Consider the following 24,613-nt stretch of genomic DNA (forward strand, 5'->3'; position numbering starts at 1 on the left):
GCTGGCCCGCGGGGGCCGTGCGATCAGTCGTCCGCGTTGGCTTCCGACTGGGGACCGGGCTTCTTGGCCGACTTCTTTGCGGCCGGGGCCTTCTTGCCCTTGACCACCTTGGGCGCGGCGGGCGTCAGTTCGAAGTTCAGCGCGTCTTCCTTGACGGAGACGTGAACCTCGCCGCCCTGCGCCAGCTTGCCGAACAGCAGTTCTTCCGCCAGCGGCTGCTTGACCTTCTCCTGAATGACGCGCGACATCGGGCGGGCACCGTAGAGCTTGTCATAGCCGCGGTGGCCGAGCCATTCGCGCGCATCGGAGTCGAACTGGATGTGGACGTTCTGGTCGGCCAGCTGGAGTTCGAGCTGGAGAATGAACTTGTCCACGACCCGGCTGATCGTTTCCTTGCCGAGATAGGCGAAGGGCACGATGGCATCGAGACGGTTGCGGAATTCCGGGGTGAAGAGCTGCTTCACCGCTTCCTCGCCGGCATCCGCCTTGGAAACGTCGCCGAAACCGATGCCTGACTTGGCCATGTCCGATGCGCCCGCGTTCGTGGTCATGATGAGCACGATATTGCGGAAGTCCACGGTCTTGCCGTGGTGGTCGGTCAGGCGGCCGTTGTCCATCACCTGCAGCAGGATGTTGAACAGGTCGGGGTGTGCCTTTTCGATTTCGTCGAGAAGCAGGACCGCATGCGGCTGCTGGTCGACGGCATCGGTGAGCAACCCGCCCTGATCGAACCCGACATAGCCCGGAGGCGCGCCGATCAGGCGGCTGACCGAGTGACGCTCCATGTATTCGGACATGTCGAAGCGCTGCATCGGAATGCCCATGACCGCGGCGAGCTGCTTGGCCACTTCAGTCTTGCCGACGCCGGTAGGGCCGGAGAACAGGAACGAGCCGATCGGCTTGTCCGGATCGCGAAGCCCCGCACGGCTCAGCTTCATCGCGGTGGAAAGCACCCCGATCGCCTTGTCCTGGCCGAACACCACGCGCTTCAGGTCGCGTTCGAGATTCTCGAGCGCCTTCTTGTCGTCCGAGCTGACCGACTTGGGCGGGATGCGCGCCATCGTGGCGATCACCTGCTCGATCTCGCGGGCGGTGATCGTCTTCTTGCGGCGGCTGGGGGGCACCAGCATCTGCATCGCGCCCACTTCGTCGATCACGTCGATCGCCTTGTCGGGCAGCTTGCGATCATTGATGTAGCGCGCCGAAAGCTCGACCGCGGTCTTGATCGCGTCCGGCGTGTACTTGACCTTGTGGTGTTCCTCGAACGCGGTACGCAGGCCGCGCAGGATCTTGATCGTGTCTTCCACGGTGGGTTCGTTCACGTCGATCTTCTGGAACCGGCGCAGCAGGGCGCGGTCCTTCTCGAAGTGGTTGCGGAACTCCTTGTAGGTGGTCGAACCGATGCAGCGGATCGTCCCGCCCGACAGCGCGGGCTTGAGCAGGTTCGAGGCATCCATCGCGCCGCCGCTGGTGGCGCCGGCGCCGATCACCGTGTGGATCTCGTCGATGAACAGGATCGCGTGCGGCATCTTCTCCAGTTCGGAGACGACCTGCTTCAGGCGTTCCTCGAAGTCGCCGCGATAGCGGGTGCCGGCCAGCAGGCTGCCCATGTCGAGCGAGTAGATCACCGCTTCGGCCAGGACTTCGGGCACTTCGCCTTCGACGATCTTGCGCGCCAGACCTTCGGCGATGGCGGTCTTGCCGACGCCGGGATCGCCCACATAGAGCGGGTTGTTCTTCGAACGGCGGCAGAGGATCTGGATCGTGCGGTCCACTTCGGGGCCGCGGCCGATCAGCGGGTCGACCTTGCCCAGCAGCGCCTTCTCGTTGAGATTGACGGTGAACTGGTCGAGCGCCGAATCCTTCTTGCTGGCGTTCTTGGCCTCGGCCTTTTCCTCGGGCGTGGGGGCGTGTTCCTCGTTGCCCTTGGAGCTGCGGTCTTCCACGCGCTTGCCGCCCTTGCCGATGCCGTGGCTGATGTAGCTGACGGCGTCGAGGCGGCTCATGTCCTGCTGCTGCAGGAAGTAGACGGCGTAGGAATCGCGTTCGGAGAACAGCGCGACCAGCACGTTGGCGCCGGTGACGGTATCCTTGCCAGAGGACTGGACGTGCAGGATCGCGCGCTGGATCACGCGCTGGAAGCCTGCCGTGGGGGCGGGATCGCCCTTTTCCTCGGTCTTGAGCGACTGGTATTCCTGGTCGAGGTACTGGCGCACCACGTCACCGAGGTCGCCAAGGTCCACGCCACATGCCTGCATGACCTGTGCCGCGTCCGGATCGTCGATCAGGGCGAGCAGCAGGTGCTCTAGCGTGGCGTACTCATGGCTGCGCTCGGAAGCGTGCGACAGGGCCGAGTGCAGTGTCTTTTCCAGGCTTTGCGCGAAACTTGGCATCTAGAAGACTTTCATTTGGGAGGGAGACTCTCCTTGCGGGGGAGTTTTGATAGGGCTTCGTTTCAACTCATATATAGGGTCGCTCAGGAGGGTTGCGAGGTTGACGTGAAAGGTAAGGTCCGGGATCGGGCCCAGTGTGACGACGATCATGATTGCTTCGGCCTGAACAGGGCATCCGCGGCGCGCATGTGCGCGGCCGATTTCTGCCGGTGAGCCTTGATGCGTTCGATTTCTGCTTCGAGAAGCGTGACGCGTGCGTCGAGTTCGTCCAGCGAAAAGCGATCTAGGCTTTCGCTGGCGAGAAGGCTGGCGGCACCAAGTTCAGCCCTTCCGGGGTTGTTCTCGGATGACCACCGCCGCGGTCGATCGTCGTCGTCCATTGCAATGCAGCATCGGACTGTACTTCGGCACTGTCAATGGCCAGAAATTATGTTCCACTTCAAAGTGGGACTGTGGCAACAGGATGATCATGTTAGCCAACCTACCCAGTACGATGACCGCGATCGGCTTCGAAACGCCCGGCGGTCCCGAGGTTCTCCGGCCCGTGACGGTGCCCGTTCCGTCGCCCGGTTCCGGCGAGGTTCTCGTCAGGGTTGCCTTTGCCGGCGTCAATCGTCCGGACGTGGTGCAGCGACAGGGCAAGTATCCGCCGCCGCCCGGCGCATCGCCGCTGCCGGGGCTGGAAATCTCGGGCCGGATCGCCGCGCTGGGCGAAGGCGTGAGCGAATTCGTGCCGGGGCAGGCCGTCTGCGCACTGGTGGCGGGCGGCGGTTATGCCGAATATTGCATCGCCAAGGTGGGCGCCTGCCTCCCGGTGCCCGAATCGCTTTCTCTCGCTGAGGCGGCGGCCTTGCCCGAGACCCTGTTTACCGTGTGGCACAACGTGTTCGAACGCGGCTGGGCGCGGGAAGGGGAGACCATCCTCATCCATGGCGGCACCAGCGGCATCGGCACCATGGCAACCATGCTGTGCCGCCAGTTCGGCCTTACCGTGATCGTGACCTGCGGTTCGCCCGCCAAGTGCGCCCGCGCGCTGGAGATCGGCGCCGACCATGCGATCGACTACAGGAGCGTCGATTTCGTCGAGGAAGTCGCCCGGATCACCGGGGGCAGGGGTGTGGACCTCGTGCTGGACATGATCGCGGGAGATTACGTCTCGCGCAATCTGAAGTGCCTTGCGCCCGATGGCCGGCATGTCACCATTGCCGTGCAGGGCGGCGCGAAGGCGGAAATCAACATGGCCGTCGTCATGAGCCGCCGGTACACGCTGACCGGATCGACGCTGCGTCCGCGCACGGATTCGTTCAAGGCGCTGCTCGCCCAGGAGATTCGCGCCAATGCCTGGCCGCTGGTCGAGGATGGGGTGCTGCGCCCGGTCATGGACACCCGATTCCCGCTCGCCGAGGCCGCTGCGGCCCATGCGCGGATGGAGGCGGGCGACCACGTTGGAAAGATCGTGCTCGAAGTCTGATCGGGTCCGGGACGAATCGCAGCAGCGGCAAGCAGAACAGAGTTGCCGAAAGCTAGGCTTTTGCTTGCCGAATGGACAAAGTTTCCCTAAATCGGCTCTGTACGGCCGCTCCGCGAAGGGGCGGCCCTTATTGTTTCCGCCGGAGATAGAGACATGAGCCAGCCCACTCCGCTGATGCCGCACGCGACCGCCTCGTGGCTGGTCGATACCACTGCGTTGACCTTCGAGCAGATCGCAGAGTTCTGCGGCCTGCACATGCTCGAAGTTCAGGCGATGGCCGATGACCTGGCATCCAGCAAGTATACCGGACGCGATCCCGTGCGTTCGGGCGAACTGACCATGGAAGAGATCGAGAAGGGCCAGGCAAACCCGGAGTACAAGCTCCGTATGCACAAGGTTCCGGTCACCTCCAGCCGTACCAAGGGCCCGCGCTACACGCCGGTGTCCAAGCGTCAGGACAAGCCCGACGGCATCGCATGGATCCTGCGCAACCACCCCGAGGTTTCGGACGCGCAGATCGGCAAGCTGATCGGCACCACCCGCAACACGATCGCCGCGATCCGCGACCGTTCGCACTGGAACATCGCCAACATCACGCCGAAGGACCCGGTCACGCTGGGCCTCTGTTCGCAGCGTGAACTCGACTTCATCGTCTTCAAGGCCGCCAAGAAGGCCGGCATCCAGGACGATGGCCAGAGCGACGAACGTCTGACCGACGATCGCGACGCCCTGATCGAGGAACTGCGCGCCGAACGCGAAGCCGCCTCGCGCGCGGCCAGCGAAGCCGCGCAGGAAGCCGAAGTCGCCGCCTGGCTCGAAGCCAAGCGCGCTGCCGAGGCTGCCGGAGAAACCGGCGAGTAACCCGGCACCCGGATCAGGGAATAGCGGATCGCCCCGATCCGCCGTTCCCTTCCGCTGGAACACGAAAACGCCCGCGAGCAGGCTTGCTGCTCGCGGGCGTTTTCGCATGTGCGCGGTGCGCTTTCGCGTATCCCGGATTCCCCGACAACCTGCCGGTCAGGGCTTGCGCAGCGCGGCGATGCAGGCGGCGCGGTCAACGTCCTGCCCGTCGGAAGAACGGCGGGCATCGATATAAGTGGCGACCGGCTCCTTCGAACTGGTCGAGGGGTAAAGGAAGATGTCCAGCAGGCAGGCATTCCCGGTGAACTGCAGTTTGCGGGCATCGCCTTCCCATACATTGAGACGGGGCTGGCCGAACATGTGCACGAGCTGGCCCTCGTTCGATCCGATCACGCCTTCGACGCCGGGGATGGTCTGGATGCTGGGATTGCGCGCGGTATGCGAGGGCTGGCGAACCGCGGGGATCCGGCTGCCGCGCTGGGGCGGGGCGGTCGGCGTGCTGGAAACTCCGCCCGAAGTGCTCGAACAGGCGGCCAGCAATGCGGCCATCGCAGCGGCGGCAAGAGGGCCGCGCATTGCCGGCCACCGGGGCGCGGGCCTCTGAAGCGCGAACCACCTAAGCGCGGCGGGGCGAGAAACGGAACGGCGAAAAGCGGGAAGGGAGGCCCGGGCCTGGCTCTGGTCGATCATGGTCACGCCCGGCATCGCGCGGCGTTCCGAAGCTGTCAACTGCCGCCACGCTTGCGAAGCGGCGGGCTGCACGCTACTCGCGACCTGACTTCCAGACAATTCCAAGGACTCTTTTCCGCATGGCCCAATCCCCCGTGCCGCCCAGCCTCGACGTGATTGCCATCGGCAACGCCATCATCGACGTCATCGCCAACTGCGAGGACTCGCTGATCGAGGAACTCGGCCTGTCGCGCGGCGGCATGATGCTGATCGACGCCGACCAGGCGAAGAGCCTCTACGACGCCATGGGCCCCGCCCGCGAGATTTCGGGCGGTTCCGCCGCCAACACGCTGGCCGGTCTTGCCGCGCTCGGCGCGCGCTGCGCTTTCATCGGCCAGGTCGCCGAAGACCAGCTCGGCGAAGTGTTCACGCATGACATCCGCGCCGGCGGCATCGCCTTCGACGTTCCGGCCCGCCCCGGCAACCCGCCGACGGCGCGCTGCCTGATCTTCGTCACGCCCGACGGCCAGCGCACGATGAACACCTTCCTCGGCGCATCCCACTACCTTCCCGCAGAAGCGCTGGACGAAAGCGCCATCGCCAGCGCGGCCGTGCTGTACCTCGAAGGCTACCTCTGGGACCCGGAAGAACCGCGCGCGGCCATGCGCAAGGCGATCGAGGCTGCCCGTTCGGCAGGCCGGAAGATCGCCTTCACCCCTTCGGAATGCTTCGTGATCGACCGTCACCGCGCCGATTTCCTCGACCTGATCGAGACCGGCAAGATCGACGTGCTGTTCTGCAACGAACACGAGATGGCGGCGCTCGTCGGCCATGACGATTTCGAGAAGGCCGTTGCCGAACTGGCGCCGAAGATTCCGGTGCTGGTCGTCACGCGCGGTGCGGACGGCGCCGAGGCGTTCTCGGACGGCCAGCGCGCCAGGGTCGGCGCCGAGCCGATCGGGCGCGTGGTGGACACCACCGGCGCGGGCGATCTCTTCGCCGCCGGCTTCCTGTTCGGCCATGTGCGCGGAAAGAGCCTTGAGGAATGCCTCAAGTATGGCGCGATCTGCGCCTGCGAGATCATCTCGCACTACGGTGCCCGCCCTGAGGCGGACCTCCAGGCGCTGATCGCCGAACGCGTCGGCTGATCCGGCCGGGCCGGCAGCGGCAGGAAAAGAGGGCTCCGTTCGCAAGAACGGAGCCCTCTTTGCGTCCGGCACGGCGTTGACGCGGCGCCTTTTGCGCGCGAGGCTGGCCTTTTCCCGATCAGGAGCACTCATGGCCCAGCACATACCGGCTCACGATCCACAGGGCGAACCGGCCCTCATCGACTTCGAGGCAAGCTGCCTGCCGGAATACGGCCCGTCCTATCCCATCGAGGTGGCGGTGGCGCGGGTCGACGGGCAAAGCCGTGCTTGGCTGATAAGACCCCTTCCGGTGTGGCGGACGTGGGACTGGTCGGAAGAGGCCGAGGCGCTGCACGGCATCAGCTTTGCCACTCTCGAATCGGAGGGGCTTCCGCCGGAGCAGGTGCTGTCCGAACTCATCGCCTTCGTGGGGGACCGGCAGGTCTATTCCGATGCCGATCTCGACCAGTACTGGCTGGAAATCCTGTGCCAGGGAATCGGAGAAAGCCTGCCGTTCCCGATCCGCTTCCTGGGGGAATGGATGGTCGGGCAGGGCGTTTCGCGCGAACAGGTCGATGCGGCGCTGGAAGAGGCCCGGATTCGCCTGCCGGCGGAACACCTTGCCCGCGAGGATGCCAAGCGCCTCGCGATGGTCGTCAAACTGCTGATGGAGAATGAACCGGCATGATCACCCGTGAAGCGACGATGCTGCGCGTCCATGTTCCCGTTACGCAGGAGACTCTTGCCGCCATGCTGGCGGGAGACGGCGAGGCGGCGGAGCGCGACCCGGTTCTCGCATCGATCCTGGCGACGATTCGCGAGGACAACCAGCTCGGCAATTTCGGCTTCTACAAGGGCGTGGTCGAGATGGGCCTGGGCTGGGAGAGCTTCGTGCCCGGGCAGGATGCGACGCCCACGGTCGGAGAATCCGGCAAGATCAGCCTTTCACCGACCGTGGTGGTCAAGGTCCACGCGCCCTGCCGCGCCGACGACCCGACGTTTCGCCAGGCGGTGGACCGCATCATGGCGATTCACCCGTGGGAAACGCCGGTAATCGAGATCGCCCCGCTGCGGCTCGTCTGCCGGGAGATCAGAAGGTAGTCGGCTGACCGGCCGGCGGGCCGTAGCCGGTCGCCCCGGCCGGCGGGATCGACTGGGCAGGCGACTGGGCAGGCGGCTGGTTGGACTGGAAGCGGGCAAGGCATTCGGCCTTGCGCTGTTCGCGCGCATCCGAATAACTCTGCGCGGTCTGCCCGGGCAGGGCGCAATCGCGTTCCGGCCGGACGGGGACCTTGGCGCGGCAGCCGTCCTCGGTGGCGAAGAGATTGTCGGCACAGTCCGCCAGCGCGGCCACGTCGGCGTCGTGCTGTGCGCGGCAGCTCGCGGTCCAGCGCTGCTTGTAGGACAGTTCCGCGAAGTTCAGGCAGTCCTGATATTCCTGCTGCGCGGCTTCCTGCCGGCGCGACTGTTCGGCCTGTTCGCGTTCCTGCGCCTTGGTCTGCGCGTCCTGCTGCTTCTGCCGGGCTTCCTGCTCGGCCAGCACACGGGCTTCCTGCCGGGCGGCCTGTCCGGGCAGGAACACGCCGTAGTAATAGCCGACGCCGGCACCGGCGAGCAGCGCCGCTGCCGCCAGTGAGCTCTTCAGAAACGTATCGACCTTACTTGCCATGAGCCTTCTCGCGCGCCACTTCGCGCCAGCCGATGTCGCGGCGGCAGAAGCCGGTGGGGAAATCGAGCGCATCCACGGCGGCATAGGCCTTGGCCTGCGCCTCGGAGACCGAAGCGGCCCGCGCCGTCACGTTGAGCACGCGGCCGCCGCTGGCGACGAGTGCGCCGTCCTTCAATTCGGTACCGGCGTGGAACACCTTGGCGCCGTTTGCCTCCGCCGCGGCGATACCGGCAATCGCGCCGCCCTTTTCAGGGGTGCCCGGATAGCCGTTCGCGGCCATCACCACGGTGAGCGCGGTATCGCGGCTGAAGCGCGGGGGCTCGATCGCGGCGAGGCGGTTGTCGGCGCAGGCGTGGAGCAGTTCCACCAGATCGGATTCGAGGCGCAGCATCATCACCTGGCACTCGGGATCGCCGAAGCGGCAATTGTACTCGATCAGCTTGGGGCCTTCGCGCGTCAGCATCACGCCCAGGAACAGCACGCCGGAATAGGGCGTGCCTTCGTTCTGCAGCGTGCGCACGGTCGGCGCGATGATGCGTTCGAGCACTTCGGCCTCGAGCTTGGGCGTCAGCACCGGGGCAGGGCTATAGGCGCCCATGCCGCCGGTATTGGGGCCGGTGTCGCCGTCGCCCACGCGCTTGTGGTCCTGCGCCGAGGCGAAGGGGACGATGGTGGAACCGTCGGTAAGCGCGAAGAAGCTGGCTTCCTCGCCTTCCATGAACTCCTCGATCACGGCCTCGGCGCCGGCTTCGCCGAAGCGGCCCGAGAAGATCTCGCGCACGGCGTCCTCGGCCTCGGCCATGGTCATGGCAACGGTCACGCCCTTGCCGGCGGCAAGACCGTCCGCCTTGATGACGACCGGGGCGCCGAACTTCGCCAGCGCGGCCATGGCGTCCGCCTCGTTGGAGACGCGGTCGTAACCGGCGGTGGGAATGCCCGCGCGTTCGCACAGGTCCTTGGTGAAGCCCTTCGAACCTTCGAGCTGGGCCGCCGCCTGGCTCGGACCGAACACCGAAAAGCCCTCGGCGCGCAGGGAATCTGCCAGACCGTCGACCAGCGGCGCTTCGGGGCCGATGACGACGAGGCCGACCACGTTCGTCTCGCAAAAGGCGATGACCGCCGCGTGATCGGTGACATCCAGCGAAATGCAGCTTGCGACTTCGGCGACGCCCGGGTTACCCGGCGCAGCCCATAGGGTCTCGCAAAGCGGGGATTGCGCCAGCTTCCAGGCCAGCGCATGTTCGCGGCCGCCAGAGCCCAGAAGAAGGATGTTCATTAGCCGTGCCTTTCGATGACGACGAATTCGATGATGGTCGTTCCGGGGGGCTGGTAGCGAAGCAAGCGGCCGGGGACAACGCTGCGCCGCTCTCGATCAGCGAGATTTCGAATCTGCTGAAGCGCACGGTGGAGGATCGTTTCGGTTTCGTGCGCCTGCGCGGAGAGCTTTCGGGCGTCAAGCGCGCGGCTTCGGGCCACCTCTATTGCGCTCTCAAGGACGACAAGGCGGTGATCGACGGCGTCATGTGGCGCGGCGGTGCGCAGCGGCTGGCGTTCCGGCCCGAAGACGGCATCGAGGTGATCGCCACCGGCAAGCTCACGACTTATCCCGGGCGTTCGAAATACCAGGTCGTCATCGAATCGATGGAGATCGCGGGCGAGGGCGCCTTGCTGGCGCTGCTCGAAAAGCTGCGCGCGCGGCTTGCCGCGGAAGGCCTCTTCGCGCCAGAGCGCAAGCGGGAACTGCCTTTCCTGCCCCGCGTGATCGGCGTCGTGACGTCACCCACCGGCGCGGTGATTCGCGATATCCTTCACCGCCTTGCCGATCGCTTCCCCAGCCACGTCCTCGTCTGGCCGGTACTGGTGCAGGGCGAAGGCTCGGCACAGCAGGTTGCCAATGCCGTGCGCGGTTTTTCGGCGATCCGTCCCGGCGGCCCGGTTCCGCGCCCCGATCTGGTGATCGTGGCGCGCGGCGGCGGTTCGATTGAGGACTTGTGGTCGTTCAACGAGGAAATCGTGGTTCGTGCCGTGGCCGAGTCGTCGATTCCCGTGATTTCGGCGGTCGGGCACGAAACCGACACCACGCTGTGCGACTATGCCGCCGATCGCCGCGCGCCCACGCCTACCGCTGCCGCCGAAATGGCGGTTCCGGTGCGCATGGAACTGGCCGCGACACTCGACGAACTGGCCTATCGCAAGCGCCGCTGCGCGCTGCGCCCGGTCACCTTGGGCCGCGAACGGCTGGAAGCCCGCGTCCAGCGCCTGCCCAGGCCCGAGGCGATCCTGGCCGCCAAGGCGCAGAAGCTTGACGAACTGTCCGAACGCCTGCGACGCGGGCTGCGTGACGAAGCGGGCCGCAAACGTGAACAGCTTGGCCGTACCGCCTCGCGCCTTTCGCTGCCCCTGCTGCGCCACCGGATGGAACGCAGCGAGGAGCGGCTGCTGCGCGTCGGCCTCACCCCGCGCCTGCTCACGCGCCGCTGGACCATGGCGCGCGACGGTCTGGCGCCGGTTTCCCGCGTGCTGCCGCAGCTCGATCCGAAGCGGCCGCTGGAGCGGGGCTACGTCCTTGCCAAGGGCCCGGACGGCCGCGCGCTGACCAGTCGGGAAGCGGCGTCGCGCGAATCGCTGCTGACGCTGGAATTCCGGGATGGCGAGCTTGTGGTCGCGGTGGGGGCCGAGGCGCCGCCCGCACCCCGCGCCGCAGCGGCACAACCTGCGGAACCTGCTGCCGAGGCGGCGGCGCCAAAGCGCCCGGTGCGACCGAAGGCGGACACTTCGAGGCAGGGCGATTTGTTTTGAACGGCGCGCTCTGCTAGGATTTCGCCCATGCTTATGTCTTCTGCCGACCGCCCCGCCAAGCTCGCCTACGGACCCAATGGATTCCGGGTGCTGAGCGGCGGACACTTCGTGCTCTGCGCCGTCACCGGCGAGAAGATCCCGCTTGAGGAACTGCGCTACTGGAGCGCTGAGTTCCAGGAGCCTTACGCCTCGGCGGAAATCGCGACCAAGCGCCTCACCGGAAAGGCATGACGGCGCGCAAGGCCCTCGGGGCATCGCTGATTCTCGCCGGCGTGGTGGCCGGGGGGGCTTTGCTCGCGTGGAATGGGCTGGCGGCGCAGCCGATTGCTCCCGTTGCCCCTGCTGCCGCGCTGACCTACGGCGGCGAATTGACCCAGGGCGGCTGGATGCGCGGCAAGGCGCCTGCGGGCACCACGGCCCTCGCGCTCAATGGACAGCCGGTGCAGGTGGCGCCGGACGGCGCATGGTTCGCCGCTTTTGACCGTGATGCCGGCACGATCGCCACGCTTACGGCCACGCTGGCCAATGGCCGCAGGATAACGCAGCCGGTCCCTGTCTCGCCCCGGGCCTGGCAGATCGAGAACATCAACATTCCCCGCAAGCCCGGCGGTGCGACCGAGGCCTTCATGGCGATCCGCCAGCCCGAGCTTGATCGCATCAATGCCGCCCGCGCGCTGCATACCGATGCGCAGGGGTGGCGCCAGCAATTCGTCTGGCCGGCGAAGGGGCGCATTTCCGGCCGGTTCGGTTCGCAGCGGGTCTATCGGGGTGAACCGGGGGCCTATCACTCCGGCCTCGACATCGCCACCGGCACCAGCGGAACGCCGTTCGTCGCCCCCGCCGACGGGGTGGTGATCCTTGCCGCCGAAAAGCCGTTCACGCTGGAAGGCAACCTGCTGATGCTGGACCACGGCATGGGGCTGAACAGCGCTTTCCTGCATTGCTCCGAGATTCTCGTGAAGCAGGGCGATCATGTCCGGCAAGGGCAGGTGATCGGCAGGATCGGCATGTCGGGCCGCGCCACGGGGCCGCACCTGCACTGGTCGATCAAGTGGAACGATGCCCGCCTTGATCCGATCCTGTTCACCGGCGCCATGAATTGACGCCTGCGTGACGGCGATTCCGAGGGAGGCGGCGCGAAAGCGGCTTGCGGCCTTCGCCGGAATGCTTATCCCGCCCTTGTGCGCCGCACCATTGCTCTCCTCGCCCTGCTGTCCTTGCTGCCCCTGACCTGGGGCCGTTCGCCGCATCATCCCAAATTCAAGACGTTCGAGCTGGCCTTCGTCCCGCTGGACCTGCCGCCCCCCGAACGGACCGGCCCCCGGCTGGGGCCGTTCGCGCTGGAGCAGGTGTGGCTGGCTCGCAGCCGCACGCATTCCTTCGGGAGCTACTCCTCGCTGCTGCTGCGGCCCGGGGGCATGATGTTGGCGCTCAGCGATTCGGGCGATTACCTCGAATTCCGGGCGCCCGGCGAATCGCAGGCGGACAGCCGGATCGGCGAGCTTGCCCTCTCCGCCCAGCCCGAGAAGGCCGATCGCGATGTCGAATCGGCCACCCAGGATGACAAGGGCACGATCTGGCTGGGGCTGGAGGGCCGAAACGCGATCTACCGCATGGGCGCGGACTACGGGATAGAGGCGAGGGTGCGTCCGCCGGTCATGGCCGATTGGGGCGTGAATTCAGGCCCCGAAGCGATGACGCGCCTGCAGGACGGGCGCTTCGTCCTGCTGCGCGAAGGTTATGTCGACTGGAGCGACCACCTGCACGAGGCGGCCCTGTTCGCCGGCGATCCCACGGCGAAGGGACCAAGGGGAGAATCGGCTGGCGAGGGGCAGGCATTCACGCTCGACGCGCCGACCGGATTCAGCCCTACCGACATGGTGCAGATGCCTGACGGCCGCCTGCTGATACTGATGCGCCGGTTGATCTGGCCGATGCCGCAGCGTTTTGCCGGGCGGATCGCGATCGGCGATCCCCGGACGATTCGCCCCGGCGGTGTCTGGAAGGTCCGCGAAGTGGCGCGGCTTTCGTCCGACCTGCCTATCGACAACTTCGAAGGAATCGCGATCGCCCCGCGGAAGGACGGCAGGCTGACCGTCTGGCTGATCTCGGACGACAATTTCTCGCCGCTACAGCGTACCTTGCTCTGGAAGCTGAGCGTCGATCCGGCCGATCTGCCCTGATCGCCGGCGGCCCGCTAAGGGCCTTTTCAGGGGTGGCCCGCTACGGGCCTTTTCAGGAATCCGGACATGCGAAAAGGCGCGCAAGCCGGGCTTGCACGCCTTTTCGCGAACCGTATCGTCACGCCCCCGGAAGGGAGCGCAAGGATCAGGCGGCGACCTGGATCTTCTTCAGTTCGCGCTTCACCTTGACGGCGCGCGGGCTGAGCTTCGTGTCCGAGGTCTTCAGCAGCCAGTTGTCGAGACCACCGTTGTGCTCGACCGAACGCAGGCCGTGGGTCGAGACGCGGAACTTGAAGCTGCGCTCAAGACCGTCCGACAGCAGCGTGACGTTCTGAAGGTTGGGAAGGAAGACGCGCTTGGTCTTGTTGTTGGCGTGGCTGACGTTGCAGCCGACCTGGCGGCCCTTGCCGGTCAGTTCGCAGATGCGGGACATGTCTACTCTCGCTCGAAAAAGTCTGTGGCCGTAAATACGGGAAGGCGCGCCCTTAGCGATTCCCCGGGTGAAGGTCAAGTTGCGCACAGCTTTTTGAAGGTCTAGCGCATTGCCATGACCCGCTGGCCCCTGCCCGAATACATGGAACTCGCTCTCGCGCAAGCCCGTGAAGCCGCCGATTCAGGCGAAGTGCCGATCGGTGCGGTGGTGGTGAAGGATGGAAAGGTGATCGCGGCAGGCCGCAACGGCCCGCGCGAACGCCACGATCCCACGAGTCACGCCGAGATCGAGGCGATTCGCGCCGCGGCGCTGGTTCTGGGCAACGAGCGGCTGGAAGGCTGCGAGCTGTGGGTCACGCTGGAGCCTTGCGCCATGTGCGCGGGGGCGATCGCCCATGCGCGAATCTCCCGGCTCTATTACGGGGCATCCGATCCCAAGGGCGGTGCGGTGGAACACGGCGCCCGCGTGTTCGAGCACGACCAGTGCCTGCACAAACCGGAAGTCTATTCGGGAATCGGCGAATCGGCGGCAGCGGAAATGCTGCGGCAATTCTTTCGGCAGCGGCGCTGATCGTCAGCTGAAGATGGTTTCGTTGTCCAGGACGATGCCCTTGCGCGCGAACCAGGCGCGAGAATCGGCGCGGAACAGGTTGACGACTGCGGTGACCTGAAGCGCAGTGACGGCCGCCATAAAGATCAGGTCCAGAGCGGAACCTGCGGCGAGGATCGGCAGTGTTGGAATCATGACGAGGAGGCCGATCGCGGTCAACACGGTCAGCACCCACTTCGCCGCGTTGTTGGCGCGGCGCGAAATCAGGAACCAGAGCAGTATCATCAAGGCCATGCTGAAAGCCTGGACGCCGAGAACGAATCCGACGCTGACGGCGGACAGGGTATCGCGGGCGGCCAGGAGCGCGTTGACCACGCCCAGAACCAGAGATCCGAGATAGAAGCGATCGAATTTCACCATGGAATATGGACGCACGGCAAGTTCCCCCCGGTTGCCTGTCGGACGCGAGGGAACATGCGAGGGTCCGGCTAATTGCGCAAGATCTTCTAAAGCGGCGTGAAGTCCAGCCCGATATCGGCAGCAGGAGCGCTCTGGGTGAGGCGGCCTACCGAGACGTAAGTCACGCCGGAGGCGGCAATCGCGCCGATGGTGGCCAGGTTAACGCCGCCCGACGCTTCCGTGGGCACGCGTCCGGCGACGAGCGCCACGGCTTCGCGCAGGATGTCCGGGCCCATGTTATCGAGCAGCAGGTGATGCGCACCGGCGGCGATGGCCGGTTCGATCTGGTCCAGGTGGTCCACCTCGCAGATGATCTGCGTGACGCCTGCGGCCTTGGCGCGTGCCACGGCCGGGCCGACGCCGCCCGCCACGAGGACGTGGTTGTCCTTTATCATAGCGGCGTCCCACAGGCCCATGCGGTGATTGCGGGCGCCGCCCATGCGGGTGGCGTACTTTTCGAGGTGGCGCAGGCCCGGGATGGTCTTGCGCGTGTCCAGCAGGGTTGCATGGCCGCACATGGCGTCGACGTATTCGCGGGTCATGGTCGCGATGCCGGACAGGTGCTGGACGGTATTGAGGGCGGACCGCTCTGCAGTCAGCATGGCGCGGGCATTGCCGGTGAGGCGCATGAGCTGCGAGCCCGGCTCGACCCGCGCGCCTTCCTCGACGAGAATCTCGATTTCCATCGCAGGGTCGAGCTTGCGGAAGAACGCCGCCGCGATCGGCAGGCCGGCGACGGTGATGGCATCGCGCGAATCCATCGCGCCGGAGAACCGGGCTTCGGCTTCGATCACGCTTTCCGACGTCACGTCGCGCCCGCCCCCTGGCAGGCCGACGCCGAGGTCTTCGGCCAGGGTTGCATCGACGAAGGCGGAAAGGTCGAAACCGGGGATCGCGAAAGTGCTCATGGCCGCGTCTTTTGCGCGTTCCGGCGGGAATGTCGAGATTGGGAGAGGGGGGCATCGGCGAAGAGGGCAAGAGAAAAGGGGCCGGACCTTGCGGCCGACCCCTTCCCCGATCCCGCTTTCGCGGAAACTGGCGATCAGCGCGCCGACGATGCCTCGTCGGTCGTCACCGGCGTGATCTTGATCTCTACGCGGCGGTTCTTCGAACGGCCCTCGGCGGTGGTGTTGTCCGCCACCGGGTAGTCCTTGCCCATGCCCTTGGTCTGGATGCGGGCCGAGGACACGCCGCGGCTGATGAGGTAGCGGGCCACCGAATCGGCGCGGCGCTTGGACAGGTCGAGGTTGTAGGCTGCCGATCCGGTCGAATCGGTATGGCCGTACACGTCGACCAGGCTGTTCGGGTACTTGACCATGCTCTGCGCGACATTGTCGAGCGAGGCCTGGAACGAGGGGCTGATCTCGGTCGAATTGACGGCGAAGGTCACGTCCGGGAGGTTGACGAGGATGCCGTCGCCTTCCTGGCTGACGTCGATGCCCGAACCGGCGGTCTGTTCCTTCAGCTCGCGGATCTGCTGGTCCATCTGGTACCCGACCACGCCGCCCGCGACGCCGCCGATGCCGGCACCGACGATGCGCGCGGTCTTGCCGCCGATCACGCTGCCCAGAAGGTAGCCCAGGCCCGCGCCGCCCGCGCCGCCGATGGCGGTGCGCGAAACTTTCCTCTCACCCGTGTTGGGGTCGGTGACACAGCCCGATACCGCGACCAGTGAAAGCGCGGCGACGGCGGAGGTCAGCAGGCGTGACTTCATCATGATGTTCCCCTTCCTGTTGAGAAATTCTTCCACGACGGGTCTGTGTGGTAGTGAACATGAATAGCATATGGATGATCCGGGCAAAACGAGTGTGTCGGCAATGTGTTCCCGTGGTTACAACGGACTATTCGCATTTCGCGGAGCCTTGCCGGCGCATGACAAAACGGCCGATCCTGCAACGGCCACTTCGCAGGTGCGGCGAATTCTGCTAGCGCAGGATCACTGTGACACCTTTTCCCTGGACCGACCTCCTCATCATCGCCGGCCTGATCCTGATCAATGGCCTGTTCTCCATGTCCGAACTGGCCATAGTCTCGGCGCGCGCGGCGAGGCTCAGGGTCTCTGCCGACAAGGGCAGCGGGGCGGCCAGGACCGCGCTGGAACTGGCGGCGGACCCCGGCAAGTTCCTCAGCACCGTCCAGATCGGCATCACCCTCATCGGCATCATCGCCGGCGCCTATTCGGGCGCGAGCCTGGGCGGGCCGGTGGGCGAACGGCTTGCCGCGATGGGCGTCCCGATCCGTTTTGCAGGTGAAGCGGGCTTCACCCTGGTCATCATCGCCACGACTTTCGCCAGCCTCGTTATCGGTGAGCTGGTGCCCAAGCAGCTTGCTCTGCGCGCGGCGGAGCCGGTGGCGCTCATCATGGCGCGGCCGATGGCTTGGCTGGCCAAGGCGATGGCGCCGTTCGTCTGGCTGCTGGACAAGTCCTCGGGCCTGATCCTGCGCCTGCTGTCGGTGCGCCGGGGCGGCGAGGAGCAGCTTACGGCGGAAGAACTCCAGATGATCTTCGCCGAGGCGACCCGTTCGGGCGTCATCGAGGAAGAGGAGCGCGCGATCATGACGGGCGTGCTGCGCCTTGCCGATCGCCCGGTGCGCGAACTGATGACCCCGCGCAACCAGATCGACTGGATCGACGCGGGCGCAAGCGAGGAGATCCTGCGCGCCAAGATCGAGGCTTCGCCGCATTCGATGCTGCCGGTGGCGCAGGAAGGCTCGCCCGACAACATCATCGGCATCCTCAAGGTGCGTGAGGTGCTGGCGGCGATGCTGGCCGGACGACCGGTCGAGATCACCGCCATGATGAAGAAGGCCGAGATCCTTCCCGACCAGCTCGATGCGATGGATGCGCTGCGCAAGCTCCAGCATGCCGAAGTGACGATGGCGATGGTTCATGACGAATATGGCCATCTCGAAGGTCTCGTCACCACGTCGGACATGCTGGCGGCGCTGGCGGGGACTTTCGTGGGCCACCAGGACGAGGGCGACGAGCCCATGGTGGTCGAGCGCGAGGACGGTTCGCTGCTGGTCTCCGGCGCGATGCCGGCGGATTCGCTGGCCGACCGTCTGGACATGACCCTGCCGGACGACCGCGAATATGCCACCGCCGCGGGCTATATCCTCGCCGTGCTCAAGAAAGTCCCGCGCGAGGGGGAATACTTCATCGACCGGGGCTGGCGCTTCGAGGTCGTCGACATGGACGGGTTGAAGATCGACAAGATCCTCGTCTCCCGCCTGGACGACGATTCCGGCGACGACGGCGTGGCGGGAGAGGGCTGAGGCCCCGATCCGTCCATACCGGATACGAAAAGGGCCGGAGCAGCGATGCTCCGGCCCTTTTCGTTTGGCTGTTCGGGAAAACCGATCAGGTGCCGACGGCGGTCTGCGCGTCGCGGCCGTCGCCTTCGGGGGCGGCGAGGATCGCGCGGGTCACCTGGCCCTTGGCGACGGCGAAGGTGCCGGGATCGCCAACGGTCGAACGGATCGCCGGGTCTGACGGGCCGGCCAGGTTCAGCGTCGATTTCTCGATGTCGCTGCGGGCCTGCGGACCGCCGAACAGCGCATCAAGCGTCTGCTGCTGGAGCGAATCGTCGCTGGGGCGAGGCTGACCCTGCTTCGGCGGGGCCAGCGAGAAATCGGGCGGGACAACGAGCGGCGTCTGGCGCTGCACGGCGAACTCGTCGGGACCGGCGTGGTTCAGCAGGCCGGTGCTTCCGCAGCCGGACACCAGCGCCGCGCCCGCGGCGACGAGAATCAGGGCTCCGGTCTTCATCATGGGCATCAATTCAAATCTCCGGGGCGGCGCCAGGCGCCGTGTCATGTCCGCCATTCGTTTCCGGCTTGTCGCGCGAAAGCAGGGAGCGGGCAAGGATAATCAGGACGCCCACCGTGATGGCGACGTCGGCGATGTTGAAAATGAGGAACGGACGGAAGTTGCCGAAATGGAGGTCGGCATAGTCGATCACGTAGCCCATGGTGAAACGGTCGCGGATGTTGCCGAGTGCGCCGCCAAGCACCAGCGCCAGCGCGGCGATTTCGCCAAGCTTGCGTTCGCGCAGCATCCAGATGAACACGAACAGGGCGATGGCGGCGGTCATCGCCACCAGCGCCCAGCGGCCTTCGGGCGAATCCGCCGTGAACAGGCCGAGCGAAACGCCGAGGTTCTTGGTCCAGCGCAAGTCGAAGATCGGCAGCAGCTCGATCACGTGCACGTCGCGCAGCCTGAGCCCGTTCACGACCCAGGCCTTGAAGCCCTGGTCGATCACGAAGACCACCGCCGCGATCAGCAGGCCGATCAGGCGCTTGCGCCAGATGGACATGCTGCCGGACACGGCGCCGCTCACGCCTGCTCCTCCAGCGCGCCCACCACGTCGTCGCAGCGGTCGCACAGGTCGCCATCTTCCGAAACGTCGGGAAGGTGGCGCCAGCAGCGGCCGCACTTGTGGTCGGTGGAGGGGGTGACAGTCACGTCATCTCCCTGCCCACGCGTCACTGTCGCAGTGATGAACAGTTCGGCAAGATCGCCTTCCGGCGCGGAAGCCGGAACCGTCACGGTGGCGGCGAGGCTGGAGCCGACGATCTTTTCGCGGCGCAGCGGCTCGATCGCTTCGGTCACCTTCACGCGCAGGGCGCGCAGTTCGGCCCAGCGGGCGGCGTCGGCTTCGACGGCAGGGACGACCGGCCATTCGAGCAGGTGCACGCTCTCAGCGCCGGGGAAGCGGCTCTGCCAGACTTCCTCGGCGGTGAAGACGGTGACCGGCGCGGCATAGCGCACCAGCGCGTGGAACAGCATGTCCAGCACGGTGCGATAGGCGCGGCGCTTCGGATCCGAAGGCGCGTCGCAGTAGAGGCAGTCCTTGCGGATATCGAAGAAGAGGGCCGAAAGGTCTTCGTTGCAGAAGTCCAGCAGGGTGCGCACGTAAGTGTTGAAGTCGAAGTCCGCGACCGCCTTGCGCAGCGTGGCATCGACGCCTGCCAGCAGCGAGAGCACGTAGCGCTCCAGCTCGGGCATGTCCTCAACCGGCAGCTTCTCGTCGTCCGAGAACCCGTCGAGCGCGCCCAGCAGGTAGCGCAGGGTGTTGCGCAGCTTGCGGTACTGGTCTGCCACGCCCTTCAGGATCTCGTCGCCGATGCGGTGATCCTCGGTATAGTCGACCGAGAGCGCCCAGAGGCGGATGATGTCGGCGCCGTTGGTTTCCATCACCTTGATCGGGCTGATGGTGTTGCCGAGCGACTTCGACATCTTGAAGCCCTTGGCATCCATGGTGAAGCCGTGGGTCAGCACTGCCTTGTACGGCGCATGGCCGCGCGTGGCGCAGCTCTCGAGCAGCGAGGACTGGAACCAGCCGCGATGCTGGTCGCTGCCTTCAAGATAGAGGTCGGCGGTGGGGCCAGTGTGATCCTCGGCCGGCACCAGTTCGGGCCAGCGGCCGGATTCGAGCACGAAGGCGTGGGTCGAGCCGGAATCGAACCAGACGTCGAGAATGTCGACCACGCGCTCGTAGTCATCGGCGCTGTACTTGGCGCCGAGGTATTCCTGCGCGCGGGCGTCCGACCAGGCATCGACGCCGATCTCGCGGATGGCGTGGATGATGCGGGCGTTCACTTCGGCATCGACGAGGTATTCGCCAGACTTGCGATCGACGAACAGCGTGATCGGCACGCCCCAGGCGCGCTGGCGCGAAAGCACCCAGTCCGGGCGGCCTTCGACCATGGCGCCGATGCGGTTGCGGCCCTTTTCGGGGACGAAGCGCGTTTCGGCGATGGCTTCGAGCGCGGCCTGGCGCAGTGTCGGCGAGGCTTCGGCGGTTTCGTCCGTAGGATCGATGGCGCCGCCTTCCCCTTCCCAGCGGCGCTCGGCGCGGGTCTTGGAGGGCAGGTGGCCCAGAACCTTGTCCATCGGTACGAACCACTGCGGGGTGCAGCGGAAGATCACCTTGGCCTTGGAACGCCACGAATGCGGGTAGGAGTGCTTGTAGTCGGCCGAAGCCGCCAGCAGCGCGCCGGCCTCGCGCAGGTCCGAGCAGATCGGGCCGTCGGGGGCGTTGAACTTGGGGTTGATGACCGAGCCCTGGCCGCCGAGCCAGCCCCAGTCCTCGCGATACTTGCCGTCGGCCTCGACCACGAACTTGGGGCCGATGCCGTTGGCCTTGCAGAGCAGGAAGTCGTCCTCGCCATGGTCGGGCGCCATGTGGACGAGGCCGGTGCCGCTCTCGGTGGTGACGAAATCGCCCGCGAGCAGCGGACGCGGCTCGGCGAAGAAGCCGCCCAGCGCGTGCATGGGGTGACGGGCGAGGGTGCCTGCGAGTTCGGAGCCTTTGCCGTGCCACTCGTCGAGGTCGACGAGGCTCGCTCCGGGCCAGAAATTGCGCAGACGTTCGTTAAACTCGGAGCGGAGGACATTACTGTCCGCGATAAGAACCTTCCGACCTTGCAGCGCTAGCACTGTCGGATCAGCGAAGACGTCAACGCCGGGCTGCGCATCGACCGACACCCCGATCTGATACAGTCGATACTCAACCTCAGGCCCATAAGCGAGCGCCTGGTTGGTCGGGATCGTCCACGGCGTGGTCGTCCAGATCACCGCATAGGCGCCGACCAGTTCCTCGATCGGCGATTCGGTGATCTCGAAAGCCACGTCGATCTGGGTCGAGACGATGTCCTCGTACTCGACTTCGGCTTCGGCCAGCGCCGTCTTTTCGACCGGGCTCCACATCACCGGCTTGGCGCCGCGATAGAGCATGTCGTGCTCGGCGAACTTCAGCAGCTCGGTGACGATGGTGGCTTCGGCCTGGAAGTCCATGGTGAGGTAGGGCTTGTCCCAGTCACCGTTGACGCCGAGGCGCTTCAGCTGCTCGCGCTGCACGTTCACCCAGTTCTGGGCATAGGCGCGGCATTCGGCGCGGAATTCCTCTGCGGGAACCTCGTCCTTGTTCTTCTTCTTCTTGCGGTATTCTTCCTCGACCTTCCACTCGATGGGCAGGCCGTGGCAGTCCCAGCCGGGGACGTAGGGTGCGTTCTTGCCCAAGAGGGTCTGGGTGCGCACGACCATGTCCTTGAGGATGTGGTTCAGCGCGTGGCCGATGTGCATGTCGCCATTCGCGTAGGGCGGGCCGTCATGCAGCACGAACTTTTCGCGGCCCGCGCGGGCTTCGCGGGTCCTGGCGTAAATGTCCTGTTCCTGCCAGCGCGCAAGAATACCCGGCTCCTTCTGGGGGAGCCCGGCCTTCATGGGGAAATCGGTCTTCGGCAGGAAGACGGTCGCTCTGTAATCGCGCTGTTCGGTCATATGCGCTGCGCACTAGAACAAATGCGCGGCTCTTGGAAGTCCGTCGATGGCGTGTCGGCGTCAGCCGATGTGCGAAAGCAGTTCGCGGGCGCGGTCGCAGTCACGGCCCATCTGCACGACCAGCGCGTCAAGCGAATCGAACTTGGCCTCGGGACGGAGGAAGTGGTGGAAGGCCACCTCGATCTCCTGACCGTAGAGGTCGCCCGAAAAGTCGAAGAAATAGGGTTCGAGCAGTTCGATCGGCGGTTCGAAGGTCGGGCGCACGCCCATGTTGGCCGCGCCGGGCAGCACGCGCCCGTCCGGCATGCGGCCGGTCACGGCGTAGATGCCGTAGCGCGGGCGCAGGTAGTTGTTCATGTTGATGTTGGCGGTGGGGAACCCGATGGTCCGGCCCAGCTTGCCGCCGTGCTGCACCACGCCGCGCGCCGCGAAGGGGCGGGTGAGCAGGCGGGCGGCGGTTTCGCACTCGCCCAGCTTCAGCGCGTCGCGGATGCGGCTGGAGGAGATCACGCCCTTGTCGTCATGCACCGCGCCGACGGTACGGCCGATCAGCCCGAAGCGTGCGCCGACCTCGCGCAGGACCTGCGGGTTGCCGCCGCGTCCCTTGCCGAAAGTGAAGTCCTCGCCCGTGACGACGCCGACGCAGCCGAGCTGGCGGCCGAGCACCTGCTCGATCCAGTCCGCTGCTTCCATGGAGGCCATGGCGCGGTCGAAGTGGAGCACCAGCATGGCGTCGGCGCCGGCGGCCTCGAACAGGTCCTGCCGCTGGTCCAGCGTGGTCAGCCGGAAGGCGGGGGCGTCGGGCTGGAACAGGCGGACGGGGTGCGGATCGAACGTGGCGACGATCGCCGGACGGCCCAGTTCGCGCGCCCAGCGAATCGCTTCGCCGACCACGGCCTGATGGCCCTGGTGGAACCCGTCGAAATTGCCGAGCGCCAGAACGGCGCCGCGCATCGATTCGGGAATGGCTTCGCGGTTGTCGAGACGAATCATGTCAGATCAGGCCTATAGGTCCCGGACCAGGGTGACGAAAGCGTGTGCGGGAAATTCACCGGCGGCCGGATGTTCCTCGCGTGCGCTCTCCTGCCACTCGGTGTCGTTCTGTGCCATCTCTGTGTCGCCAGGGTAATCCGCGTGAATCTCGGTCAATTCGATGCGCCGGGCGAGCGGCAGGAACAGCCGGTAGATTTCCGCGCCGCCGATAACCGCCACTTCTCCCTCGCCCGCAAGGGCCAGGGCTTCGTCTAGGGAATGCGCGGTTTCCGCGCCCTCGGCGCTCCACGCCCTGTCGCGCGTCAGCACGATGTGGCGGCGGCCGGGCAGGGGGGAGGGGAAGCTGTCGAAGGTCTTGCGGCCCATGATCATGGCCTTGCCCATGGTCATGGCCTTGAATCGCCTGAGGTCGGCGGGAAGGCGCCACGGAAGCGCGCCGTCACGGCCGATCACGCCGTTCGCGGCGCGGGCATAGATAAGGAAGAGGTCCTGCGCCAAGTGCCGGTCAGTCGCGCCGGAAGGTGAGGCGGGTGACATGACCCATCTTGCGGCCGGGGCGGGCTGCGCCCTTGCCGTAGAGGTGCAGGTGGTTGGCCGGGTCGGCGAGGATTGCCGCCCAGTCATCCGCCTCGTCGCCGATCAGGTTGCGCATTTCCACGGCGTCGGCGGCAAGGCCGGTATCGCCGAGCGGCAGGCCGCAGATCGCGCGAACATGGTTTTCGAACTGGCTGGTGACCGCGCCCTCGATGGTCCAGTGCCCGGAATTGTGCACGCGCGGCGCCATCTCGTTGAAAACGGGTCCGTTTTCTGTCGCGAAGAATTCCAGCGTGAGCACGCCGACATAGTCCAGCGCCTCGGCCACCTTGGCGGCGAGCGCGCGCGCGGCGGGAACCTGTTCGAGCAGGCGCTGCGGCGCGGGCACGGTGCTGAGCGCGAGAATGCCGCTCTCGTGCACGTTATGGGCCGAATCGAAGTAGCGGATGTCGCCGTCCGCGCCGCGGCACAGGATCACCGAGAATTCCGCGAAGAAGGTGACGAAACCCTCGTAGATCAGGGGCTGGGCGGGAAGGTCGAGGCCCTCGGCATCCGCGGGGGTCATGATGCGCCACTGGCCCTTGCCGTCGTAACCGTCGCGCCGGGTCTTGAGGATCCCGGGCGCGCCGATCGCGGCTATGGCCTCGGCAAGGTCCTCTGCCGAATCCACCGGAGCGAAGGGGGCAGGGGTGCCACCCAGCCCGGTGACGAAACGCTTTTCGTTGAGCCGGTCCTGCGCGGTTTCGAGGGCGCGGGCGTGGGCCAGCAGCGGCACCTCGCAAAGCGCCGCGAGCGGGGCGACAGGCACGTTCTCGAACTCGTAAGTGACGACGGCGCAGCCCGCCGCGAAGCGGGCCATGGCTTCGGCATCGTCCCATTCGGCGCAAGTAAATTCAGCGCTGACTTCGGCGGCGATCGAATCGGCCTCGGGCGCGTAGATGTGGCTGCGGTAGCCGAGCTGGGCCGCTGCCATCGCGATCATCCGGCCGAGCTGGCCGCCGCCGAGAATGCCGATGGTTTCGCCGGGAGGGATCATATGCCTCGTATCACTTGCGTTATGTCCGTGCCCTTCGACAAGCGCAGGGCGAGCGGACCTTGGTAAGGTATGGGCTTCAAAACCCAAACCCGCGATATATTGCGGGCTCAAGCCCAGGTCCGCCCGTGCTGGGCTTGCCGTACCAGCCCAGC

The 24,613-nt window shown here is 66.2% G+C and carries 26 protein-coding genes; 11 read left to right on the forward strand and 15 right to left on the reverse strand.

Going from position 1 to position 24,613, the window contains the following annotated elements; genetic code table 11:
* Window positions 1-23 precede the first annotated feature (23 nt).
* Together clpA and U9J33_RS01990 are read right to left on the reverse strand one after the other, a co-directional pair.
* Window positions 24-2,393: an ATP-dependent Clp protease ATP-binding subunit ClpA gene (gene clpA / locus U9J33_RS01985; protein ID WP_132468621.1), complete on the reverse strand. Its 2,370-nt coding sequence runs from the start codon at window positions 2,391-2,393 to the stop codon at window positions 24-26.
* A gap of 146 nt (window positions 2,394-2,539) precedes the next feature.
* A complete protein-coding gene (locus tag U9J33_RS01990) occupies window positions 2,540-2,773 on the reverse strand; it encodes a DUF1192 domain-containing protein (protein WP_054442032.1) in 234 nt (77 codons plus the stop codon).
* A gap of 89 nt (window positions 2,774-2,862) precedes the next feature.
* Here U9J33_RS01990 and U9J33_RS01995 point away from each other — a divergent pair, with 89 nt between their 5' ends.
* Complete coding sequence (locus U9J33_RS01995; RefSeq protein WP_324697522.1) at window positions 2,863-3,864, forward strand: NAD(P)H-quinone oxidoreductase; 1,002 nt, start codon at window positions 2,863-2,865, stop codon at window positions 3,862-3,864.
* A gap of 153 nt (window positions 3,865-4,017) precedes the next feature.
* Window positions 4,018-4,725 (forward strand): DUF1013 domain-containing protein, encoded by a 708-nt coding sequence (locus tag U9J33_RS02000; protein WP_054442031.1) that lies wholly within the window; start codon window positions 4,018-4,020, stop codon window positions 4,723-4,725.
* Between the two features lie 156 nt (window positions 4,726-4,881).
* Here the strand turns inward: U9J33_RS02000 and U9J33_RS02005 are convergent, their stop codons facing one another.
* Complete coding sequence (locus tag U9J33_RS02005) at window positions 4,882-5,301, reverse strand: hypothetical protein (RefSeq protein WP_324697525.1); 420 nt, start codon at window positions 5,299-5,301, stop codon at window positions 4,882-4,884.
* 233 nt (window positions 5,302-5,534) lie between these two features.
* Here U9J33_RS02005 and U9J33_RS02010 point away from each other — a divergent pair, with 233 nt between their 5' ends.
* From U9J33_RS02010 to U9J33_RS02020, 3 genes are all read left to right on the forward strand, one after another.
* A complete protein-coding gene (locus U9J33_RS02010) occupies window positions 5,535-6,542 on the forward strand; it encodes an adenosine kinase (RefSeq protein ID WP_185998319.1) in 1,008 nt (335 codons plus the stop codon).
* 130 nt (window positions 6,543-6,672) lie between these two features.
* On the forward strand, window positions 6,673-7,209 hold the full coding sequence (locus U9J33_RS02015) for a hypothetical protein (RefSeq protein ID WP_054442030.1): 537 nt from the start codon (window positions 6,673-6,675) through the stop codon (window positions 7,207-7,209).
* Window positions 7,206-7,622: a hypothetical protein gene (locus U9J33_RS02020; RefSeq protein ID WP_243692582.1), complete on the forward strand. Its 417-nt coding sequence runs from the start codon at window positions 7,206-7,208 to the stop codon at window positions 7,620-7,622. Before U9J33_RS02015 ends, U9J33_RS02020 begins: the two co-directional genes overlap by 4 nt.
* On the opposite strand, the gene U9J33_RS02025 is transcribed toward U9J33_RS02020, so the two are convergent.
* Together U9J33_RS02025 and purD are read right to left on the reverse strand one after the other, a co-directional pair.
* Entirely contained in the window at window positions 7,612-8,190 is a 579-nt protein-coding gene (locus U9J33_RS02025; RefSeq protein WP_324697528.1) for a hypothetical protein, read from the reverse strand. The two genes, U9J33_RS02020 and U9J33_RS02025, sit on opposite strands and share 11 nt — an antisense overlap.
* Complete coding sequence (gene purD, locus U9J33_RS02030; protein WP_324697529.1) at window positions 8,180-9,466, reverse strand: phosphoribosylamine--glycine ligase; 1,287 nt, start codon at window positions 9,464-9,466, stop codon at window positions 8,180-8,182. Before purD ends, U9J33_RS02025 begins: the two co-directional genes overlap by 11 nt.
* 5 nt (window positions 9,467-9,471) lie before the next feature.
* On the opposite strand from purD, the gene xseA reads away from it, so the two are divergent.
* From xseA to U9J33_RS02050, 4 genes are all read left to right on the forward strand, one after another.
* Window positions 9,472-10,989 carry an exodeoxyribonuclease VII large subunit gene (gene xseA, locus U9J33_RS02035; RefSeq protein WP_324697531.1) on the forward strand — a complete coding sequence of 506 codons (1,518 nt, stop codon included), beginning with the start codon at window positions 9,472-9,474 and terminating at the stop codon, window positions 10,987-10,989.
* 27 nt (window positions 10,990-11,016) lie between these two features.
* Entirely contained in the window at window positions 11,017-11,220 is a 204-nt protein-coding gene (locus U9J33_RS02040) for a DUF2093 domain-containing protein (protein ID WP_185998315.1), read from the forward strand.
* Window positions 11,217-12,092 (forward strand): M23 family metallopeptidase, encoded by an 876-nt coding sequence (locus tag U9J33_RS02045; protein ID WP_324697534.1) that lies wholly within the window; start codon window positions 11,217-11,219, stop codon window positions 12,090-12,092. The genes U9J33_RS02040 and U9J33_RS02045 overlap by 4 nt, the downstream gene beginning before the upstream one ends.
* A 78-nt stretch (window positions 12,093-12,170) precedes the next feature.
* Window positions 12,171-13,172, forward strand: coding sequence for an esterase-like activity of phytase family protein (locus U9J33_RS02050; RefSeq protein ID WP_324697536.1), 1,002 nt, complete (start codon window positions 12,171-12,173; stop codon window positions 13,170-13,172).
* A 145-nt stretch (window positions 13,173-13,317) separates the two neighbouring features.
* On the opposite strand, the gene rpmB is transcribed toward U9J33_RS02050, so the two are convergent.
* A complete protein-coding gene (rpmB, locus tag U9J33_RS02055; RefSeq protein ID WP_054442023.1) occupies window positions 13,318-13,605 on the reverse strand; it encodes a 50S ribosomal protein L28 in 288 nt (95 codons plus the stop codon).
* Between the two features lie 114 nt (window positions 13,606-13,719).
* On the opposite strand from rpmB, the gene U9J33_RS02060 reads away from it, so the two are divergent.
* Window positions 13,720-14,175, forward strand: a complete 456-nt coding sequence (locus U9J33_RS02060; RefSeq protein WP_324697539.1) for a nucleoside deaminase — start codon at window positions 13,720-13,722, stop codon at window positions 14,173-14,175.
* Window positions 14,176-14,178: 3 nt separating this feature from the next.
* On the opposite strand, the gene U9J33_RS02065 is transcribed toward U9J33_RS02060, so the two are convergent.
* The 3 genes from U9J33_RS02065 to U9J33_RS02075 form a co-directional block, all read right to left on the reverse strand.
* Window positions 14,179-14,574 carry a hypothetical protein gene (locus tag U9J33_RS02065; RefSeq protein ID WP_324697541.1) on the reverse strand — a complete coding sequence of 132 codons (396 nt, stop codon included), beginning with the start codon at window positions 14,572-14,574 and terminating at the stop codon, window positions 14,179-14,181.
* A gap of 86 nt (window positions 14,575-14,660) precedes the next feature.
* Window positions 14,661-15,521, reverse strand: a complete 861-nt coding sequence (gene nadC, locus U9J33_RS02070) for a carboxylating nicotinate-nucleotide diphosphorylase (RefSeq protein WP_054442020.1) — start codon at window positions 15,519-15,521, stop codon at window positions 14,661-14,663.
* 134 nt (window positions 15,522-15,655) lie between these two features.
* Window positions 15,656-16,330 carry an OmpA family protein gene (locus tag U9J33_RS02075; protein ID WP_054442260.1) on the reverse strand — a complete coding sequence of 225 codons (675 nt, stop codon included), beginning with the start codon at window positions 16,328-16,330 and terminating at the stop codon, window positions 15,656-15,658.
* A 224-nt stretch (window positions 16,331-16,554) separates the two neighbouring features.
* On the opposite strand from U9J33_RS02075, the gene U9J33_RS02080 reads away from it, so the two are divergent.
* Window positions 16,555-17,889, forward strand: coding sequence for a hemolysin family protein (locus U9J33_RS02080; protein ID WP_324697544.1), 1,335 nt, complete (start codon window positions 16,555-16,557; stop codon window positions 17,887-17,889).
* An 85-nt stretch (window positions 17,890-17,974) separates the two neighbouring features.
* Here the strand turns inward: U9J33_RS02080 and U9J33_RS02085 are convergent, their stop codons facing one another.
* The 6 genes from U9J33_RS02085 to U9J33_RS02110 are packed head-to-tail and all read right to left on the reverse strand — an operon-like array spanning window position 17,975 to window position 24,461.
* On the reverse strand, window positions 17,975-18,391 hold the full coding sequence (locus U9J33_RS02085; protein ID WP_054442259.1) for a DUF3035 domain-containing protein: 417 nt from the start codon (window positions 18,389-18,391) through the stop codon (window positions 17,975-17,977).
* A 4-nt stretch (window positions 18,392-18,395) separates the two neighbouring features.
* Window positions 18,396-18,929 (reverse strand): signal peptidase II, encoded by a 534-nt coding sequence (gene lspA, locus U9J33_RS02090; protein ID WP_054442019.1) that lies wholly within the window; start codon window positions 18,927-18,929, stop codon window positions 18,396-18,398.
* 20 nt (window positions 18,930-18,949) lie between these two features.
* Window positions 18,950-21,898, reverse strand: coding sequence for an isoleucine--tRNA ligase (gene ileS / locus U9J33_RS02095; protein WP_324697546.1), 2,949 nt, complete (start codon window positions 21,896-21,898; stop codon window positions 18,950-18,952).
* Window positions 21,899-21,958: 60 nt separating this feature from the next.
* On the reverse strand, window positions 21,959-22,891 hold the full coding sequence (locus U9J33_RS02100; protein ID WP_185998309.1) for a bifunctional riboflavin kinase/FAD synthetase: 933 nt from the start codon (window positions 22,889-22,891) through the stop codon (window positions 21,959-21,961).
* A gap of 12 nt (window positions 22,892-22,903) precedes the next feature.
* Window positions 22,904-23,428, reverse strand: a complete 525-nt coding sequence (locus U9J33_RS02105; protein ID WP_185998308.1) for a dihydrofolate reductase — start codon at window positions 23,426-23,428, stop codon at window positions 22,904-22,906.
* Complete coding sequence (locus tag U9J33_RS02110) at window positions 23,397-24,461, reverse strand: 5-(carboxyamino)imidazole ribonucleotide synthase (RefSeq protein WP_324697550.1); 1,065 nt, start codon at window positions 24,459-24,461, stop codon at window positions 23,397-23,399. Before U9J33_RS02110 ends, U9J33_RS02105 begins: the two co-directional genes overlap by 32 nt.
* Window positions 24,462-24,613 lie beyond the last annotated feature (152 nt).

Origin of the sequence: Novosphingobium sp. RL4, assembly GCF_035658495.1 — a bacterium.
GTDB lineage: Bacteria > Pseudomonadota > Alphaproteobacteria > Sphingomonadales > Sphingomonadaceae > Novosphingobium.